The organism is Paenibacillus sp. GSMTC-2017 (assembly GCF_016019935.1).
GTDB lineage: Bacteria > Bacillota > Bacilli > Paenibacillales > Paenibacillaceae > Pristimantibacillus.
This window is the reverse complement of record NZ_JAECMT010000002.1, coordinates 409452-428361: the sequence shown is the minus strand read 5'-3', so window position 1 is coordinate 428361 and position 18910 is coordinate 409452. Positions and strand designations below refer to the sequence as shown.

Genomic DNA, 18910 nt, shown 5'->3' with positions numbered 1-18910 from the left:
GTGAAGAAATGTTTACTGGATTAGTTGAAGAAGTAGGCCGATTAAAAAGTGTCTCCAGACAAGGTGAGGCAATGGTTATAACTGTAGGAGCAACTATTGTGACAAAGGATGTAAAGCTCGGTGACAGTATAGCAGTAAATGGTGTTTGTCTAACGGTAACTTCTTTTGACCGCTCAAGTTTCTCCGTTGATGTAATGCCAGAGACATATCGAAAATCAAGTTTGAATGAACTAAAGACCGGCGAGCCTATTAATTTAGAACGAGCAATGCAAGCTGGCGCCAGATTTGGTGGACATATTGTACAAGGTCATGTTGACGGGATAGGACATGTACTATCACGTAAAGTTGATGCTAATGCAGTTGTGTTTACGATTCGGCTAGAAGATCCGAAGCAGCTTCGCTACATTATCCCAAAAGGTTCTGTTACGATCGATGGCATTAGTTTAACTGTTGTGGATACGACGGAAGATGGCTTTACAGTATCGATAATCCCACATACATTAGCCGAAACAGCTCTTCAAAATAGACGTATAGGCGAAACTGTAAACATAGAAAGTGACATCATCGGTAAATATGTAGATCATTTACTTCACTTCAGAGAACCAGAATCGCAAAAACGCGGAGAAACTTCGAAGTTATCAACAGCTTATTTAGCGGAACATGGCTTCTTATAGATGTACATGTTAAAGCGGATAACTTAAGGATGAGCTATATAGAGGAGGGAAACGGAATGGAAACCAATCGTGGGGATGAATACGATTTTGACCGCATTGAAGACGCTGTTCAAGACTTAAAGAGTGGCAGGCCAATTATCGTGGTTGATGATGAGGATCGTGAGAACGAAGGTGATCTGATTGCACTAGCTGATAAAACAACTCCTGAAGTTATTAACTTTATGATTTCTGAAGCGCGTGGACTTGTATGTGTTCCAATAACTCAAGAGCGTGCAAATGAGCTTGATTTACCACCTATGGTTACACAAAATACAGATTATCATGGTACTGCATTTACCGTTTCAGTCGATCATACGTCAACGACAACGGGTATTTCTGCTTATGAGCGCTCATTAACGGTAAAAGCATTAATTGACCCTAATGCAAAAGCTGCTGATTTCCGCAGGCCTGGTCATATTTTCCCGCTAATAGCTAAAGAGGGTGGCGTACTAAGACGTGCCGGACATACTGAAGCGGCTATTGATTTAGCAAAGCTAAGCGGTTCAGAACCTGCAGCAGTTATTTGTGAAATTATTAAAGAAGATGGCACGATGGCGAGACTTCCTGATCTTATTGAGTTCAAAGCAAAACATGGCTTGAAACTCATTACCATTAAGGAGCTTATCCGATATCGAAACGAGAAAGAAAAACTGGTTGAACGTGCAGTTGACGTGAAGATGCCAACGGATTTTGGTCAGTTCCGTGCAATAGCATATACAAATCAAGTGGATCAGAAGGAGCATGTCGCTCTTGTTAAAGGAGAAATTAATTCTGATTCACCAGTATTAGTTAGAGTTCACTCAGAATGCCTTACAGGCGACGTCTTCCATTCTCATCGTTGTGACTGCGGTCCTCAGCTAGCAGCAGCCCTAAGTCAGATTGAAAAAGCAGGGAGCGGTATTCTGCTCTACATGCGTCAAGAAGGACGCGGCATCGGTTTGATTAATAAGCTCAAGGCTTATGAATTGCAAGAGCAAGGTTTCGATACAGTTGAGGCGAATATAAAGCTAGGATTTGCACCTGACTTGCGGGAATATGGTATAGGTGCTCAAATTTTGAAAGATCTCGGCGTAACGAAGATGCGATTGCTGACAAACAATCCTCGTAAAATTAGAGGACTAGAAGGTTATGGTCTAGAAGTTGTGGAACGAGTGCCGATCCAAATGGAAGCAAACGAAAGTAACAATAATTATTTGCGTACAAAAAAAGCAAAGCTAGGCCATATGCTTCGTTTCGAAGGCTCCGAAATGGTATCCGAAGTAGCAGTGCCAGAGCAGAAAAATTAAAAATGGAGAGGAAGTTATTAACATGACGAAATATTATGAGGGACATTTAGTAACAAAAGGTTTAAAATATGGTGTAGTTGTAGGTAGATTCAACGAATTTATATCTGGTAAGCTACTTGGTGGAGCACTTGATGCATTCAAACGTCACGGTGCAGAAGAATCTGATGTAGAAGTGGCATGGGTTCCAGGTGCATTTGAAATTCCTCTAATCGCTCAAAAGATGGCGGAAAGTGGCAAATATGATGCGGTTATTACACTAGGGGCTGTTATTCGTGGTTCAACACCACATTTTGACTATGTGTGCAACGAAGCTGCTAAAGGTGTTTCCGCTGTTGCTCTTAAAACGGGTGTTCCAACAATCTTTGGTGTCTTGACCGTTGATTCGATTGAGCAAGCAATCGAACGTGCAGGAACTAAAGCCGGTAATAAAGGATATGAAGCGGCAGTTACCGCTATTGAAATGGCTAATTTAACGAAGCAGCTGCAGGGTTAATCTCTCCAGCGCTTTATGCGGGAGGTTACTACTCAGTGTCTGTGCTTTACAAGCTTGATGCGTTCGAAGGGCCACTAGATTTATTGCTTCATTTGATCGATAAGTCTGAAATCGATATCCACGAAGTGTCCATCAGCGAAATTACGACTCAGTATTTAGAATATTTGGATGCGATGAAAGAGCTTGAACTTGAAGTAACAAGTGAATTTCTAGTGATGGCTGCAACACTGCTTGCGATTAAGAGCAAGCAACTTCTGCCAAAGCCGCCTATATTCGAGGAAGAATACGATGATTGGCAAGATGATGGACTGGACCCACGCGATGAGCTAATCCAAAAACTAGTGGAATATCGGAAATTTAAGCAGATCGCAGAACAACTTCGGGAAAAGGAACTGGAGAGAAGTCTTATTTTCTCAAGAGAGCCCGAAGATATGACTCCCTTCCAGAAGGAAGAGAAGGTCAACCCAGTTGAAGGTCTGCATTTATCAGATTTAGTCGCTGCATTTCAGAAGGCACTTCGAAGAGCGGCAAGAAGGAATATAATTGCAACGGTTCAACGTGATGAAATATCAGTAAAAGATCGAATTAGAGATATTGTTGAAGTATTAAAACAATATGAAACGGTAAGATTTTCAAAGCTTATTCGTGAAAACATGAATAGACATGAAGTAGTCGTGACGTTCCTTGCGATCTTGGAGCTAATGAAGATGAAGCATATCCGTTGTTTTCAACATTCGCTCTTTGAAGATATCGTTATTCATTGGAGAGGAGAGACCAGCGGAGATGGATTTTCAGAAGTTGAAGTCGATTATTGAAGGACTACTATTTATGGCAGGCGACGAAGGGTTAACGAAACGTCAACTTTCGGACATATTGGAGCTTGATACCGATTTTGCATCGGAGCTTGTCTATGATCTTCAACGGGACTTGGAGCGTGAAGGAAGAGGTGTGCAGATTACGGAAGTAGCCTCTGCATATCGGATGACTACACATCCTGAGCACGCTCCTTATTTCGAAAGAATGGCTTATTCTCCTACAAGGGCGCAATTGTCGCAAGCTGCATTAGAGACGTTGTCTATTGTTGCTTATAGGCAGCCTATTACACGGATTGATATCGAGGAAATACGTGGTGTAAAAAGTGATCGTGCAATTCAATCTTTAGTTTCTAAAGATCTGATCGAAGAAGTAGGTAGAGCGGAAGCAATAGGAAGACCAATCCTATACGGAACAACGAAATCATTCCTTGATTATTTCGGATTAGCTTCGATTAAAGGTTTGCCAGAACCTAAACATGTTGATGTTGAGGATGCTCTGGATGAACAAACTCAGATGTTGTTTGAAAGATTAGATGGACGGCAAATGACAATTGATGAAATGAAAGAATGAGAATTGACCGCAGGGCCATACTATATTCAACCTATATTAGGGAACGGAGGGAGCATGTTGATGCTCAGTCACCCTTACGGTTGGATAATGGCGGGCGGTCTCTTTTTTTTGCTCATCGTGATTATAGTTTCAGCTTCTCCTGTCGTGGTGAATGGTACTATTCGGCGAGTAGGGGAAAGTGAAGATGCGGAGCTAAACATAAAGGCGCTGTTCGGTCTAATCCGATACCGATACAAAATACCATATGTAAGTTTTACAGGTAGATCACTGAAACTGGAGGAGGAAGTAAGTAATTCTGACGTTGGAATAAATACATGGAAACAATTTAATGATGAAATTGATGCAGAGAAAGTGACTAGCTTTATTGATAAGGTCAAACATATTTTCCATATAACGCGTGATCTAAAGGGATGGGTCAAAGGGACTTTGTCAAAGGTTAGCATTACAGAGTGGCGGTGGAATACTACAGTAGGTACTGGTGATGCGATGTGGACCGCTATGGCGACGGGTACACTTTGGTCTGTTAAGACATCGATTATAGGTTTAATTTCCCAAATGGTTCATGTAAAGGGTCAGCCAACGATGGAAGTGAACCCGAACTTTCAACAGTCTACATTTGCTACTGAATGGTCGTGTATAGCTCAAATCCGCTTCGGTTATGCTATCCTTGCCGGACTGCAACTATTAGTTCGCATGAAGAAATGGAAAGGAGGCGTCAAAGCATGGCAGAACACCCTATTCAAGGCCTAATGCAAACTGCAATGGAAAATATTAAAGAAATGGTCGACGTAAACACGATAGTAGGTGACCCTGTTCAAACGCCAGACGGTAGTATTATTATGCCAATCTCCAAAGTAGGTTTCGGATTTGTCGCTGGAGGCAGCGATATTCGAACGGAGAACAATGACAAACACGGCAGTTCAGGAAATGATTCACATCATGCAACAGTATCGTTACCATTCGGTGGTGGTAGCGGGGGCGGTGTGTCGATTACACCAATTGCATTCTTAGTCGTTGGAACAAACGGTGTAAAGATTGTGCCGCTTGATAACGGAACACATCTGATTGAAAAAGTGATCGATTCTGCTCCAAAAGTGTTTGATAAACTTCAGGGCATGATGAAACAGCAGTCTGGAAATAGTAATGCTGAATATACTGCCACAACAACAACAATTATAGATGGACATGTGACTGATGATTCTTTAGGGAATTAGTCAGCCTAAAAGCAAGCTAACTGCCCGCGAGGGCAGTTTTTCATTTTTTTAGTTGTTTTTTGCTCGTCTACCGAGGCTGATACAAGCATATACTAACGTAGCATGTACTACCCTAGGACAACTGACGCTAACACACCGAGAGGAGTAAAAAACAACATGATCTTCAAAAAGCTACTACACATTCGGTTAACAACTTTTATTGTAACGGTAGCCCTTGTCAGTTTATATGTGAGTCCAGCTCAGCATGTACAAGCATCACCAGCTGCAATTGGAACTAATGCAAGAGCAGCAGCACTAATTGATGTTGAGTCTGGACGACTACTCTATAGCAACAATGGTGATACACCGATGAGAATTGCCAGCTTAACTAAAATTATGACTGCGATTGTAGCTATTGAGCATGGCAATCTATCTGACACAGTAAAAACATCCAAGCGTGCTGTAGGAAAAGAAGGTTCTTCCATCTATCTTCAGCTTGATGAGCAGATGAACTTAAAAGATATGCTCTTTGGATTAATGCTACGATCAGGCAATGACGCTGCAACCGCAATTGCAGAGCATGTTGGCGGTTCTGAGGAAGGCTTTGTTCATTTGATGAATGAAAAAGCAATTCAAATCGGATTAACGAATTCTCATTTTATGAACCCACATGGTTTAGATGAGGATAATCATTATTCGTCAGCCAATGATTTGGCCAAGCTGTCAGCTTATGCGCTAAAAAATGAAGCTTTCGCAGAAATTGTGAGTACGAAGGAGAAACGAGCACCAAACCCTCATGATCCATGGGATTATCGATGGACGAACAAAAACAAAATGCTTAACATGTATGAAGGTGCAGACGGTGTGAAAACAGGGTATACCAAAAAGTCGTTTCGTTGCTTGGTAAGCTCTGCAACTCGTAATGGGCAAAAGCTTGCTGCTGTAACCATTAATGATGGTGACGATTGGGCTGATCACCGCAATATGCTCGATTGGGGATATAAACATTTTCCATTAAAAACAGTCGTTGAAAGGGGTAATGACATTTCTGGTTATCCTTTGGCAGTTGGTCAAAGCTTTAATTACCCACTTGAGTCAGAAGAAGTGGGCGGAGTAGAGTCAAAACTTGTTCTTATCGACTCGACATCCATGCAATATGCATTAGGTGATCGAGGATATTTACAATTTTATTTGAATAACAAATTAATTGGTTCTGTACCTGTTTACGATAGTGGTAGCACACGATTATCGCTTCCAAATAAATGAATTATAGTATTGGGAAAATTGGTTAGCAATTAATATGGCGAAGTGATTAGCTTGACCTTCTGGGAGAGAGGGTACAAGAGTACTCACAAAAGCTATTGTTTGTAAGGGGAGGTTTGTTGTTATGGTAAATTGGATATGGTTGTTTTTTATCGTTGTGAGTGTTGTTGTAGCAGCTATCACAGGCAAAATGGATACGGTGACGCAGGCTGCCTTCGAAGGTGCAAAGTCAGGCGTCACCGTCAGTTTTGGTTTAATCAGCATAATGGTATTTTGGCTTGGGATGATGCGTATCGCTGAAGATGCTGGATTACTGAAAAAGTTAGCTCGTATGTTACGTCCGATTGTTAGATGGTTATTTCCAGATATTCCGAAGGACCATCCTGCAATCGGATATATTATGAGTAATTTAAGTGCCAATTTATTTGGACTAGGTAATGCGGCTACACCTATGGGCATCAAAGCGATGCAAGAACTTCAAAAGCTGAACCCCAATAAAGATACAGCAACACCCGCAATGTGCACCCTACTCGCACTCAACACCTCAAGCATCACGATTATCCCAACCACATTAATCGCAATTCGGATGAATTATGGTTCTGCAAATCCTGCTGAAATTATAGGTACAACGATAGCAGCAACGATCGTGGCCACGGCCGCAGCAATTGCAGCAGACCGTTGGTACCGTAATCGATCTAAGCTGCCGCCATTAGCCCCACCAACTGGCAAAACGAGAAACAATACCTTACCTGCTCAAACATCGGGAGGTGGCGAGCTTGTATGAGCTATTTACAAAGCTTTCCGCATGGATGATACCGGCAATAATCGTATTTATTCCTCTGTATGGGGCTGTAAGAAGGAAGATTCCTGTATATGAAACATTTGTGGAAGGTGCAAAGGATGGGTTTAGTACAGCAATTAGTATCATTCCGCCATTAGTGGGAATGATGGTTGCCATTAGTATGTTTCGGGCTTCAGGCGCTATGGATATTATGCTTTCTGCTGTGAGACCACTATTTGATTGGGTTGGTATACCAAGTGAAGTATTACCACTTGGTATATTAAGACCGCTCACAGGTGCTGGCTCGTTAGCTTTTACAGCTGATCTTATTCAAACGTATGGACCTGATTCGATGATAGGACGAATAGCATCTACCATTCAAGGAAGTACAGATACGACGTTGTATGTACTTACCGTTTATTTTGGCGCAATTGCAGTAAGAAGGACTCGTTATGCATTGAAAGTGGGTCTATTCTCAGATATTGTCGGTTTTTTTGCAGCAATTGCAATTTGTCTCTACATATTCTGAGCGCTACGCTTGTGCTTTGCTCGCTATATCGTTATGATGTAGAGTGAGGTGAAAGCAGTGGAACGTTTACAGAAAATTTTAGCACAGGCAGGGGTTGCTTCACGTCGCAAATGCGAAGAGCTTATCCTGTCAGGAGCCGTTGAAGTTAACGGTGAGAAAGTTACGACTCTTGGAGTAAAAGCTGATCCAGCTACCGATGTCATTACAGTGAACGGCAAAACGGTTCGCGGCGAACAGAAGCTTTATTTGATGCTTAACAAATCAAAAGGCGTAATAACAAGCGCAAAAGATCCACAAGGACGCAAAATTGTAACTGACTTCTTGCCAGGCATTAAGGAAAGGGTATATCCCGTCGGCCGGCTAGATTATGATACGGAAGGATTGCTTTTGCTAACGAATGATGGTGAATTCGCAAATTTGCTGACGCACCCAAGTCATCATGTACCGAAAACCTATCATGCGACTGTAAAAGGAATTCCTCATGGAACAGCGCTTGAGCAATTACAAAGAGGTATTTTGCTTGAGGATGGAATGACAGCACCTGCAGAGGTCGAATATCATGATGTCGATCAAGAAAAAAAAGAAGCTACCATTTCCATCACGATTTATGAAGGGCGTAACCGTCAAGTAAGGAGAATGTTTGAGGCGATAAACCATAAAGTTGTTCGTCTGAAGCGTATCAAATTTGGTGATTTAAGTCTTCATAACTTAGCTCGTGGCAAGTATCGTCATCTAACGGAAAAAGAAGTGCAAGAGCTTCTAGCGTGTGCACTTAAGACACATAAAGTTCATAAAAAGTAATCGACGGCGGCAGTAATTGCCGTCGACTTTTCGTTATAATGAAGTCAAAGTAGTCGTGCTTATGGAACTGGTGGTGAAGACGAAGTGGGAAAGTCGAAAAAGACTGTTCAAATCATTATTTTATTGGCTGTATTTATCATTGGTGGTTATGCGATTAGCACAACATTGTTTGGTAAAGACGAAAAAGGATTGTTAAAAGTAGGTAGCAAACCTCCAGAGTTCAAGCTTGCTGATACAGCAGGGCAAGTGAAGGGACTTTCGGATTATGCAGGTAAGCCAATTGTAATCAACTTTTGGGGTACATTTTGCGAGCCTTGCGTGAGAGAAATGCCTGAGTTTCAAAGGCAATATGAAAAGTGGACGGATCGTGGACTCGTAATACTAGCTATAAATTTAAGTGAGGATACGTTAACCGTTAACAATTTTGTGAAGCAAATGGATCTAACCTATCCTATTTTACGTGATGTAAATCGTAAAGTAGAACGAAGCTATGGATTGCGCCAATATCCAACTACATTTTTCGTTAAGCCCGACGGCACTTTGATGGAAGTTGTAGTCGGAGGTATGCTAGAAGAAGATATTAATGAGCGGGTTGAACGTTTGCTTAAGCTTTAGGAGGTCATCTAGTGTTAGCACTTGAAAATACGAAATGTGAGTGCGGCCATCAAAATTCAGTAGGGACCGTACTTTGTGAATCGTGTGGAAAGCCCTTACTTAAAGAGTTGGAGCATTCGGACGAGCCGCTTGAAATGCGTTACGATGGTGTTGCTAGACGTTCACAGAAGAGTGATCCTAGTTACATTGACCGAATATGGAGTTTCTTCTCCTCTGTGAAGAGTGCAATCTATCTAATCGTTATTACTTTTGTAACAGCGATGTTAGGTACGATCTATCCGCAGGAAAGTACGTTTATTAACAATTTTGATGCATCTGTTTATTACGAAGAAAATTACGGTTTACTCGGTAAAATTTATTATGAATTAGGCCTTTCGCATACGTTTGAGAGCTGGTGGTTTATCGGTCTACTTGTTATGATCGGCACTTCACTGGTCATATGTAGCTTAGATCGAGTTTTACCGTTATATCGAGCACTGAAGAAACAGCAAATTCGTAAACATTTACAATTTATTATGCGTCAAAAAGCAGTTTACAGAACTGATATTGACTCAAATGAAGCGGAATGGGCAGCAAAATTTGGTGCACAATTAAAGCGAAAAGGGTACAAGGTTCATTACGAAGAAGGAACAGGTACTGCTCTTTTAGCTGAAAAGAACAGGTTCAGTAGATGGGGGCCATACATTAACCATATTGGTCTAATTTTGTTTCTACTAGCTATTCTTGCTCGTAGCATTCCAGGCTGGCAGATGGATAGCTACGTTACGATCCCAGACGGTGACACAGTACATATAGCTGGGACTAACTACTACATTAAAAGTGAAAAGTTCACAGTGGAGTTTTATAGCAATGATGAATTGCCAGAGCAGTTACAGGGGATGAACCGGGCGAAAAAATTTGAAACACAAGCAATTCTATATGAGTGTGTAAGCAATTGCAGCGACCCGCTTAATAAGCCTGTTTTAGAAATGGTGAAGGAACATAACATTATCGTAAATGATCCACTGACACATGAAGGTCTCAAATTGTATCAATTTGACTTTGATCTAACACCACGTTTGAATGCAGTGAAGCCGATATTGGAAGATAAGCAAACTGGAGAAAAATATGGGTCGTTTGATCTCCCGATGAAAGATGCTGCACTGCAATATAAGCTTGGGCCGTACACGCTCGACTTATTTGCGAATTACATGGAATTTGCATTGAATAGTGAAGGCAAACCGACTACCTTGTCCAGAGAACCAAAAGCACCTGCATTCGTCTTTAATATTACAGGGCCAGGTCTTGCAAAAGAAGGGGAACCATATATTTACTTCCCTATGCAAAAGGATAAAGTGAAGTTTGCACAAGACACAATCAATCGCGACCTCGCAGATAAACTTGAAATTCGTGTGGATGGAATGGAAAATGTCGATTTCTCTGAGGCAACGACGTTTCTGAATGTTCGTGTAGATCGTGCATTACCGTATCTTTGGGTCGGAGCAATCTTCTCCATGGTAGGTCTAATTATGGGATCTTATTGGCAGCATCGTAGAATATGGCTTCGTATCGATAATGGAAAGTTATCACTCGGGGCACATACAAACAAAAATTGGTTTGGCATGCGTTCGGATATTGCGTTTGCCTTGAAGAAGATAGGGATAACAATAGATCCTAAGACGCTTGATAACGGAGGGAAAAACGCGTGACATTATTGGAGTTTAGCAGCGATGCGTTTATGGCGGCATTTTTTCTATACTGCTTCGCCTTTATGTTTTATGTTATCGCAATAGCAGGTAAGAAATGGAGCAATCGAGATCCGGTAGAACATGTGAAACGATGGGGTAGAATAGCATTTATCGTCTCAACTACTGGTCTTGCTGCACATCTTACGTTTTTCTTTACCCGTTGGTTCGGAAGTCCGATGAAACAGATTCCAACTAGTAATATGTATGAGTTTATGACATTCCTCGGTATGGCTATTATGATCGCTTACACGATTGTATATGCGATGTACCGCAAGCCATTACTAGGTATGTTTGCACTACCTTTAACGGTTATCATTATTGCGTATGCTTCAGTTTTCCCGCAAGAAGTACAGCCGTTAATTCCTGCTCTTAACTCCATTTGGCTAAAAGTTCATGTAACAACAGCAGCTCTTGGGGAAGCATTTTTTGCAGTAGGATTTGCAGCGGGACTTATGTATTTGCTTAGAGTCGTTAATTTTGAAGATAAAACAAAAGCAGCACGTCGATCACAATTTTGGATAGAGTTTACGCTTTATTCGATAATCGTCATTGTCGGCTTTATTATTGCAGTATTTACATTCCGTGGAATGGGTTATGTTGCTGAGTTTACACAAGAGCAAGTCACAATCGACAACCTTGGTGCAGAGCAATCAACAGTTTCTAATGTGAAGTATTACTTACCGCCAATTGTTAAACCTTATAACAGCGAAGTAGTAAGTGTTGAATCTTTCCTCGGTATGGACAAGCCATTGTTTGAGGCTCCACATTGGATGGACGGAGTAAATGCAGGTCGGAAGTTGAATACGGTAGTTTGGTCGATTATTGCTGGTACATTGCTGTATGGCTTGCTTCGATTACTATTTCGTAAACGATTGGGAGCTGTTATTCATCCCGTTATGCAAGATATCGATCCAGATGATTTGGATGAGATCAGTTATCGTGCGATTGCAATCGGTTTCCCAATCTTTACTCTTGGAGCACTCATCTTCGCGATGATATGGGCAGAAATAGCTTGGGGTAGGTTCTGGGGTTGGGATCCGAAGGAAGTTTGGGCGCTTATTACATGGTTATTCTACAGCGCATACTTGCATTTCCGTCTGTCAAAAGGATGGCAGGGATTACCTTCCGCATGGCTTGCTGTAATCGGATTTGTAATCGTATTATTTACGTTAATTGGTGTTAACTTAATTATCGCAGGATTGCATTCCTATTCTGGAACATAATGTAGCTAATGAGAGGAGCTGATTTGAATGTCTGATTATGCGAACCGCATTTTGGTCGTAGATGATGAAGAACGTATTCGCCGTCTGCTTAAGATGTATTTGGAGAAAGAGGGCTATACGATTGATGAGGCCGAAGATGGTGAATCAGCTCTAAGACTTGCATCGAATACAGATTATGCACTTATTTTGCTTGATGTGATGTTGCCTGGAATCGATGGGGTTGAAGTCTGTTCAAGGCTTCGCCAGATCAAAGCAACACCAGTCATCATGTTAACGGCAAAAGGCGAAGAGATGAATAGAGTTCAAGGATTTGAAGTTGGCGCTGATGATTATGTTGTAAAACCATTTAGCCCTCGTGAAGTTATTTATAGAGTGAAAGCTATTCTAAGACGCTCTTCTGCAACAGCATTTTTAACGAAGGAGCTTAACACAAGTAACAATATTGTGTTCCCTCATCTCGTTATTGAGCATGATGCTCATCGTGTATCAGCGGGCGGACAAGAAGTTAGCTTAACGCCTAAAGAATATGAGTTGCTACATTATTTGGCTGTATCGCCTGATAAGGTGTTTTCTCGTGAGGAACTACTCAAAGACGTATGGAACTATGAATTTTTTGGTGACTTGCGTACAGTAGACACTCACGTGAAAAGACTTCGTGAGAAGCTGAATAAAGTATCTACTGAAGCAGCAACGATGATTACGACAGTTTGGGGCGTAGGCTATAAGCTCGAGGTTCCGAAATAAATGAAGTTATGGGATCGAATGGCCCGTTTATTATGGCATAGCGTAATTGGCAAGCTTTGGGCTACAATTATGCTGCTCGTGGCGGTAGTGCTATTAATTTTAGGCGTATTCCTTTTATCGTACATCGATATTTGGTTTCATAGTGATGCAAATGATATTAAACTCCTTTTTATTATTACTGCGATCATTGGATTTTTGTTATCAACGTTTTTTGCTTTTTTCTTATCAAACAAAATTCAGCAACCGCTTTTGCTACTCAAAAATGCGGCAGATTCAGTCTCACAAGGTGACTATAGTACGCGGGTCAATATTCGCTCCTCCGATGAAATTGGTCAATTAGCCAATACGTTTAATCATATGACGGAGCAATTGGATAAACTAATCCATGATTTGAATCATGAGAAAAATCATCTTGCTAGCGTTTTGAGAAGTATGGGCGACTCGGTCATTACTTTTGATGCCGATGGACAAGTCATTTTGACAAATCCAAGTGGTCATATGCTGATCAAGCAATGGGCATCTCTTGAATCTGGATGGGAGGAAGAGTCTAATGAAGATGACGGGCCTTCGTTTACAAGTGTTCCGATGCCGCTTCGTCAGCTCTTTCAGGATGTTAGAGAAGAAGGACAAGATCTAACAGGGAAGGTTCATGTGCATAGCAGTGTCTGGTCTGTCGTTATGGCTCCACTTCAATCCGGTGGAGTTGTACGCGGAGCAGTAGCCGTTATTCGTAATGTAACGGAGGAGCATAAGCTTGAGAAGCTTCGTCGTGATTTCGTAGCGAACATTTCACATGAAATCAGAACGCCTCTATCCATGCTGCAAGGCTACAGTGAAGCACTTCTAGATGATATCGTCGTTTCTCCAGAAGAGCGTAAGGAGCTAGTCCAGGTCATCTATGATGAATCATTACGTATGGGTCGCTTAGTGAATGATTTTCTGGACATTGCGAGAATGGAAGCCGGCCATGTCGATATGCACTTTCAAGAGGTTGATGTACGTAATGTTGTGAAACGAGTTCATAGGAAGTTCCATGTTTATGCTAAGGAGCGTGAAGTGACGCTTCATATGGAAATTCCGGAGTACCCGCTTGCGATGCTGCAAGGCGATGAGGATCGTTTAGAACAAGTGTTGACGAATCTTCTGGATAATGCACTAAGACATACACCGAGTGGAAAGGCTATTACCATTTCTGGCGAAAGTCTCATTATTAATGAGACTGGCTACATTCAATTGAAAGTGAAGGATGAAGGACAAGGGATTACTCCTGATGATATTCCTTATATTTTCGAACGATTTTATAAAGCGGACAAGGCGAGGAAAAGAGGTTCCTCAGGAGGAACTGGGCTAGGACTTGCTATTGTCAAAAATTTAATCGATCTCCATCATGGGAAAATTGTTGTGGATAGCACCTATGAAACGGGTACGTTATTCACAATGCTGCTTCCTGTCGAAGTGCATGAATAATGTCTATCTGAAAAAGATGTTGTCCAATAAGGTAGAAAGAAAAAACAGCGTCCCTAAGCGGGGACGCTGTTTTTGTTGAAGCAAGAAGATTAATCTTGTTGTTCGTGAAACATATTAAGGTAAAATAATTTCTTTTGCTGTATTTAACTCTGACATGTTTGTCAGTTGAGCTAAAATTTCTTTAGGTGTTCCTTTGTCTACACGTAGTACCATAATAGCTGAACCGCCAACTAGTTGACGTCCTACCTGCATTGTAGCGATATTGACATCATTGTTACCTAGGAGCGTGCCTACGCGGCCAATGATACCTGGTTTGTCGTTATGTGAAATTAGAATTAGATTACCTTCAGGTGTTACGTCAACTGGGAACTTGTCGATTTGAACAATTCGATGTCCGTATCCTGTAAGTAGAGTACCAGCTACAACATGCTCCTCTTTCTTTGTGCGGAGACTGACAGTAACTAGGTTTGTGAAGTCCTTTGGTGTATGTGATTTCTGTACGACAATGTTAACTTCACGGAGCTTAGCAAGATGTAAGGAGTTAACAACGTTAACTTGATCTGCGCCCAAATGATGAGCGAGTACACCACGTACTACATAACGTGTTAGCGGTTGAGTATCCACTTCAGCTAGTTCTCCAGAGTAGCTAACAGAAATTTCAGTAACCGCACCTTCGGTAGATTGAGCGATGAAGCTTCCAAGTTTTTCACCAAGTGCAAAGTACGGTTGTAGCTTGCTTTGAAGTGTTGCAGGAATCGGAGGCATATTCACAGCATTTGTGAACGGCTCGTCACGCAAAATATGAAGCACTTGCTCAGATACGTCGATTGCTACATTTTCTTGAGCTTCAATTGTAGAAGCGCCAAGATGAGGTGTAACAATTATTTTCGGATGTTTAAGGAATGGATGGTCTTCAGCTGGTGGTTCAACTTCGAATACGTCAAACGCAGCGCCCGCTACGATATCTTGATCGATAGCTTCTACCAATGCATATTCGTCAATGATGCCACCACGTGCACAGTTAACGATACGCATACCTTTTTTCATCACATTAAATTGCTCTTTGCCAATCATATGTCTAGTCTCAGGAGTTAGAGGGGTATGGACTGTCATGAAATCTGCTTGGCGGACAATTTCGTCTACGCTAGCAAGTTTAACGCCCATTTTTTCTGCACGTTCTTCAGTCATAAACGGATCATAGCCCATAATATTCATGCCGAATGCTTTAGCTCGCTTAGCGACTTCGCTGCCGATACGACCCATACCGAGTACACCTAATGTTTTGTTTCTTAGTTCAACACCAAGGAACGATTTACGATCCCAAGTGCCACTTACCGTTTTCATATAAGCTTGAGGGATATGACGGGCTACTGCCATCATCATTGCAAACGTATGCTCACATGTTGTAATTGTGTTACCGTCTGGAGCGTTAATGACAATGATACCACGCTCAGTAGCTGCTGCTAGATCGATATTGTCAACACCTACACCAGCTCGTCCAACGACTTTCAGTTTCTTGCCGGCTTCCATCACTCTTGCAGTTACGCGCGTCTGACTTCTGACAAGAAGAGCGTCATAATCACCAATAATGGCTACTAATTCGTCTTCATTAAGACCAGGATTTTTGTCGACGACTACATCTGTTGCTTCGACAAGCTGTTGAATCCCCAAATCACTTATGGGATCAGATACGAGCACTTTGTACATGTGGAACATGCCTCCTAGAATTGGCGAAACTATTAATAGCTCCGCTAAAATATGAAAAGAAAAACTCTTGACCCGCATCGCTGTGCAGCGCCCGGATAAAGAGTTCAGTCTACGAACGAATTGGACTTTATTATTTTATAGCATTACAGCAGTTAAATGCAATGCTGAAACTTGCTCATTTGTGAAAATTTCGTTATGATTCAAGCAACATCTTTAGCATTTTTTGAATTATGGTGTCTCAGGATAGAAGAAAGGCAGTTGAGGTAGAACCTCGGATTGATAGAATCGTCCTTTATTCAACGCAAAATCTCCTAAATCGACAGCTTCAGTATTTAGAAGGAGATCGACAATTGCATTTAACGTAGTAAGTTTCATCTTAGATGCTTGACCGGATTCGATAAACTCGTCAACACGGCTAGTCAAATCATGAGGGTAGAAGGGATTCAATTCGTTCCGTTTAACCAAATAATCGACTACGATAATGTTTTTTATTGAAATGGGTAATGAATTCCATTGTTTCACACTAATTGGTTCTGACGTTTTATATGCACTAGGTATATCTGGATCAACAGTAGCTGCCCATTTTTGCATCGCATAGAAGTAAGCGCGTTGAGCGATCAACGATTCATCAGTAGCTGCAATATAATTTTTTTCATTTAAAATGATTTTATATAATTCAATAACATTCGTATTCGAATTAGCGTTGGTGGCTTTGTCAGCAGCTTCCTTAAACTTTTTCAAACTACGAATATAACCAACTTGAGCTTCACCTAACAACGGAGACTTCTGCATATCGAATGAACTTGCTTCTTTTGCTTTTTGTTCTGCTAACTTGGCTAATTTTTTGAAAGTTGCCTCAGTATCGACGTCTTGTCCTTTTGAAAGCTTTGTCATAGCAGCAAACCAGTCGTTCTGAAATTCACGATAGGGCGAATATACAGTTAAGTAAAAGGACACTAAATCTTGTTGTTGATAAGGAGTACTTGCAAGTTTGGCTGCTTCTTCATCTGCTTTAGCAGTGGAGGCATATTTCATTTCTGTTTTATCAGAGCCGATTTTGACACCGTAGAAAAATGCTCCAACTGCGCAGACGAGCATAAACACAAATCCTACACTAAATAACATTGCTGTGGTCGTTAATCGTTTTTCCATCATAAATCTCCTTTTATGTATATAAATATGAGTATTCGACAACATTTGCAGACAGGCGGGTAACTATGAAAAAATTTGATATACGTAATATAAGGGTACGCAAGGTCAATATTGATGAAATTGATGATCGCATGCTACTTATTAATTTATACGCTACACAAGCACTTACTCTTATTATCGGTATCATATGGATTTTATTTCAGCGGCAAAATATAATTCAACTATTTTCGGTCCCTTCGACGATAATGTATATATGGTGGGGCCTTGGACTCGCAGCTGCTGTCATTGCGATCGATCTGCTCATTTCTAGGTGGATACCAGAAGATGTAGCAGACGATGGTGGAGTAAATGATCGTATATTTGGTAATCGTCCCATTTGGCACATTGTATTAATTTCGTTTGTTGTTGCTGTTTGCGAAGAGTTACTTTTCCGTGGTGCGATTCAGCACGCAATTGGTCCTTATTGGACCAGCATCATCTTCGCCGCTATTCATGTTCGATATCTTAAACATTGGATTCCAACTGGACTAGTCTTTTCAATTAGTTACGGTCTAGGCTGGATATACATCGAAAGCGGCACTATTTGGGCGCCGATCATAGCCCACTTTGTGATCGACCTCATTATGGGATTAATTATTCGTTTTAGGAGGTAGTCATGAGCAGGAAATTAACACATAGTCGTTCCTCACGAACGCAACAACATGAAAAGGCGGGTGAACTTACGCATACCACGAATGAAATCGATGATTTGCTTGAGTTGCCGCCTAGGCGCAAAAAATTTCCTTCGAGCATCCATAAAGTGAATAAATGGTACTATAATTTATTATTTATTTTGTTTTTATGTTTAGTCGCTTTTTTATTCTGGTACGGTAATAAGTTTAGTGTGTAACTTCAATTGTTTCAGGGTCGATGAAGCTGTATCCATCAGCTTCAATTTTTGTTAACAATTCATCAAGCGCATCAGCTGTCCATTTAAGTTCATGCATGAGAATGTTTGCTCCAGGATGCAATTGTTCCATTACATTTTTGATTACAACATCTGGTTTGTTTTTAGCCGTTTTATCCCAATCGAGTGATCCATTCGACCACGTCATGTATAACATGCCGTGGTCTTTTGCTATTTTCCTAACAAGATCACTGCCTTCACCATAAGGTGGTCGGAAAAACTTCGGCACTACGCCGGTTAACTGTTTAACCTCTATTTGGACGCCGGTTAGCTGCTTCTCAACAACTTCCGCTTTTTCTTTTCTCAAACTAATGTGATCATAGGAATGGTTGCCGATCGTTTGTTTACGTTCATGAATTAGCTTCAACAGGTCAGGGTGTTGTTTTACTTGATATCCATTTACGAAAAAGATTGCTTTTGCGTTATGTTTATCAAGCGTATCTAATATACTTTTCAGCGTTGTTTCGTCATTAGGCCCATCATCAAAAGTTAAAAGAACAGCCTTTTTTGGAGCTAATTTATCGAGGGGTTCGAAACGAAAAACGTTATTCATTCTATAAAGCGTTTGTGCTGTTCCTTCAACTTGAATCGTTTCTTTAGGGTCAGGTGTTGGCTGTGCTGTAGCTTCTACAGTTTGAGTCTGAACGAGATTAGTTGTTTCAGTTGAAATTGGTGTTGATTTGATGTTTATAGTGGTTTCATTTGAATGGTTTCCGCAGCCTGCTAATTGCAGAGCAAGTAGAAGAATAAGCGCTGTCTGCCATGTTTTTCTCATCTTTATCCCCCAATATCATTTGGCTTCTTACTGGATGCGATCATATTGTAACATATTTCGGTGTGCCCTTGACTTCTGCCCTTCCTTAATTTATGCCGAATGGTTCTGT

The 18910-nt window shown here is 41.1% G+C and carries 21 protein-coding genes; 18 read left to right on the top strand and 3 right to left on the bottom strand.

Features of this window, described 5'->3' with window-relative positions; translation table 11 throughout:
- Nucleotides 1-8 precede the first annotated feature (8 nt).
- The 16 genes from ribE (at nucleotide 9) to I6N90_RS09270 (ending at nucleotide 14221) form a co-directional block, all read left to right on the top strand.
- Nucleotides 9-674, top strand: a complete 666-nt coding sequence (gene ribE, locus I6N90_RS09345; protein WP_197935250.1) for a riboflavin synthase — start codon at nucleotides 9-11, stop codon at nucleotides 672-674.
- Nucleotides 675-730: 56 nt separating this feature from the next.
- The gene (locus I6N90_RS09340) at nucleotides 731-1999 is read left to right on the top strand and encodes a bifunctional 3,4-dihydroxy-2-butanone-4-phosphate synthase/GTP cyclohydrolase II (protein WP_197935249.1); all 1269 of its coding nucleotides are present in this window, start codon (nucleotides 731-733) and stop codon (nucleotides 1997-1999) included.
- Between the two features lie 22 nt (nucleotides 2000-2021).
- Nucleotides 2022-2492 carry a 6,7-dimethyl-8-ribityllumazine synthase gene (ribH, locus tag I6N90_RS09335; protein WP_197935248.1) on the top strand — a complete coding sequence of 157 codons (471 nt, stop codon included), beginning with the start codon at nucleotides 2022-2024 and terminating at the stop codon, nucleotides 2490-2492.
- A gap of 35 nt (nucleotides 2493-2527) precedes the next feature.
- Entirely contained in the window at nucleotides 2528-3307 is a 780-nt protein-coding gene (locus I6N90_RS09330; protein WP_197935247.1) for a segregation and condensation protein A, read from the top strand.
- Nucleotides 3276-3878, top strand: coding sequence for an SMC-Scp complex subunit ScpB (scpB, locus tag I6N90_RS09325; protein WP_197935246.1), 603 nt, complete (start codon nucleotides 3276-3278; stop codon nucleotides 3876-3878). Before I6N90_RS09330 ends, scpB begins: the two co-directional genes overlap by 32 nt.
- Before the next feature lie 54 nt (nucleotides 3879-3932).
- Complete coding sequence (locus I6N90_RS09320) at nucleotides 3933-4628, top strand: DUF2953 domain-containing protein (protein WP_232242819.1); 696 nt, start codon at nucleotides 3933-3935, stop codon at nucleotides 4626-4628.
- A complete protein-coding gene (ytfJ, locus tag I6N90_RS09315) occupies nucleotides 4601-5092 on the top strand; it encodes a GerW family sporulation protein (RefSeq protein ID WP_197935244.1) in 492 nt (163 codons plus the stop codon). Before I6N90_RS09320 ends, ytfJ begins: the two co-directional genes overlap by 28 nt.
- Before the next feature lie 156 nt (nucleotides 5093-5248).
- On the top strand, nucleotides 5249-6337 hold the full coding sequence (locus I6N90_RS09310; protein WP_197935243.1) for a D-alanyl-D-alanine carboxypeptidase family protein: 1089 nt from the start codon (nucleotides 5249-5251) through the stop codon (nucleotides 6335-6337).
- A 121-nt stretch (nucleotides 6338-6458) separates the two neighbouring features.
- Entirely contained in the window at nucleotides 6459-7118 is a 660-nt protein-coding gene (locus tag I6N90_RS09305) for a nucleoside recognition domain-containing protein (protein ID WP_197935242.1), read from the top strand.
- Nucleotides 7111-7644, top strand: a complete 534-nt coding sequence (locus tag I6N90_RS09300) for a spore maturation protein (RefSeq protein WP_269669472.1) — start codon at nucleotides 7111-7113, stop codon at nucleotides 7642-7644. Before I6N90_RS09305 ends, I6N90_RS09300 begins: the two co-directional genes overlap by 8 nt.
- A gap of 57 nt (nucleotides 7645-7701) precedes the next feature.
- Nucleotides 7702-8445: a pseudouridine synthase gene (locus I6N90_RS09295; protein WP_197935241.1), complete on the top strand. Its 744-nt coding sequence runs from the start codon at nucleotides 7702-7704 to the stop codon at nucleotides 8443-8445.
- An 84-nt stretch (nucleotides 8446-8529) separates the two neighbouring features.
- Nucleotides 8530-9060 (top strand): redoxin domain-containing protein, encoded by a 531-nt coding sequence (locus tag I6N90_RS09290; RefSeq protein ID WP_197935240.1) that lies wholly within the window; start codon nucleotides 8530-8532, stop codon nucleotides 9058-9060.
- 11 nt (nucleotides 9061-9071) lie between these two features.
- Nucleotides 9072-10748 (top strand): cytochrome c biogenesis protein ResB, encoded by a 1677-nt coding sequence (gene resB / locus I6N90_RS09285; protein WP_197935239.1) that lies wholly within the window; start codon nucleotides 9072-9074, stop codon nucleotides 10746-10748.
- Nucleotides 10745-12010 carry a cytochrome c biogenesis protein CcsA gene (ccsA, locus tag I6N90_RS09280; RefSeq protein ID WP_332262432.1) on the top strand — a complete coding sequence of 422 codons (1266 nt, stop codon included), beginning with the start codon at nucleotides 10745-10747 and terminating at the stop codon, nucleotides 12008-12010. The genes resB and ccsA overlap by 4 nt, the downstream gene beginning before the upstream one ends.
- Nucleotides 12011-12037: 27 nt before the next feature.
- Nucleotides 12038-12754: a response regulator transcription factor gene (locus I6N90_RS09275; protein WP_197935238.1), complete on the top strand. Its 717-nt coding sequence runs from the start codon at nucleotides 12038-12040 to the stop codon at nucleotides 12752-12754.
- Nucleotides 12755-14221, top strand: coding sequence for a HAMP domain-containing sensor histidine kinase (locus I6N90_RS09270; protein ID WP_232242817.1), 1467 nt, complete (start codon nucleotides 12755-12757; stop codon nucleotides 14219-14221).
- 114 nt (nucleotides 14222-14335) lie between these two features.
- Here the strand turns inward: I6N90_RS09270 and serA are convergent, their stop codons facing one another.
- Entirely contained in the window at nucleotides 14336-15928 is a 1593-nt protein-coding gene (gene serA / locus I6N90_RS09265) for a phosphoglycerate dehydrogenase (RefSeq protein WP_197935237.1), read from the bottom strand.
- A gap of 228 nt (nucleotides 15929-16156) precedes the next feature.
- On the bottom strand, nucleotides 16157-17083 hold the full coding sequence (locus I6N90_RS09260) for a hypothetical protein (protein WP_232242815.1): 927 nt from the start codon (nucleotides 17081-17083) through the stop codon (nucleotides 16157-16159).
- Nucleotides 17084-17145: 62 nt separating this feature from the next.
- Here I6N90_RS09260 and I6N90_RS09255 point away from each other — a divergent pair, with 62 nt between their 5' ends.
- Nucleotides 17146-17733 carry a CPBP family intramembrane glutamic endopeptidase gene (locus I6N90_RS09255; RefSeq protein WP_197935235.1) on the top strand — a complete coding sequence of 196 codons (588 nt, stop codon included), beginning with the start codon at nucleotides 17146-17148 and terminating at the stop codon, nucleotides 17731-17733.
- Nucleotides 17734-17735: 2 nt separating this feature from the next.
- Nucleotides 17736-17969: a hypothetical protein gene (locus I6N90_RS09250; RefSeq protein ID WP_197935234.1), complete on the top strand. Its 234-nt coding sequence runs from the start codon at nucleotides 17736-17738 to the stop codon at nucleotides 17967-17969.
- Here I6N90_RS09250 and I6N90_RS09245 read toward each other — a convergent pair.
- A complete protein-coding gene (locus I6N90_RS09245; protein ID WP_197935233.1) occupies nucleotides 17959-18801 on the bottom strand; it encodes a polysaccharide deacetylase family protein in 843 nt (280 codons plus the stop codon). The two genes, I6N90_RS09250 and I6N90_RS09245, sit on opposite strands and share 11 nt — an antisense overlap.
- Nucleotides 18802-18910 lie beyond the last annotated feature (109 nt).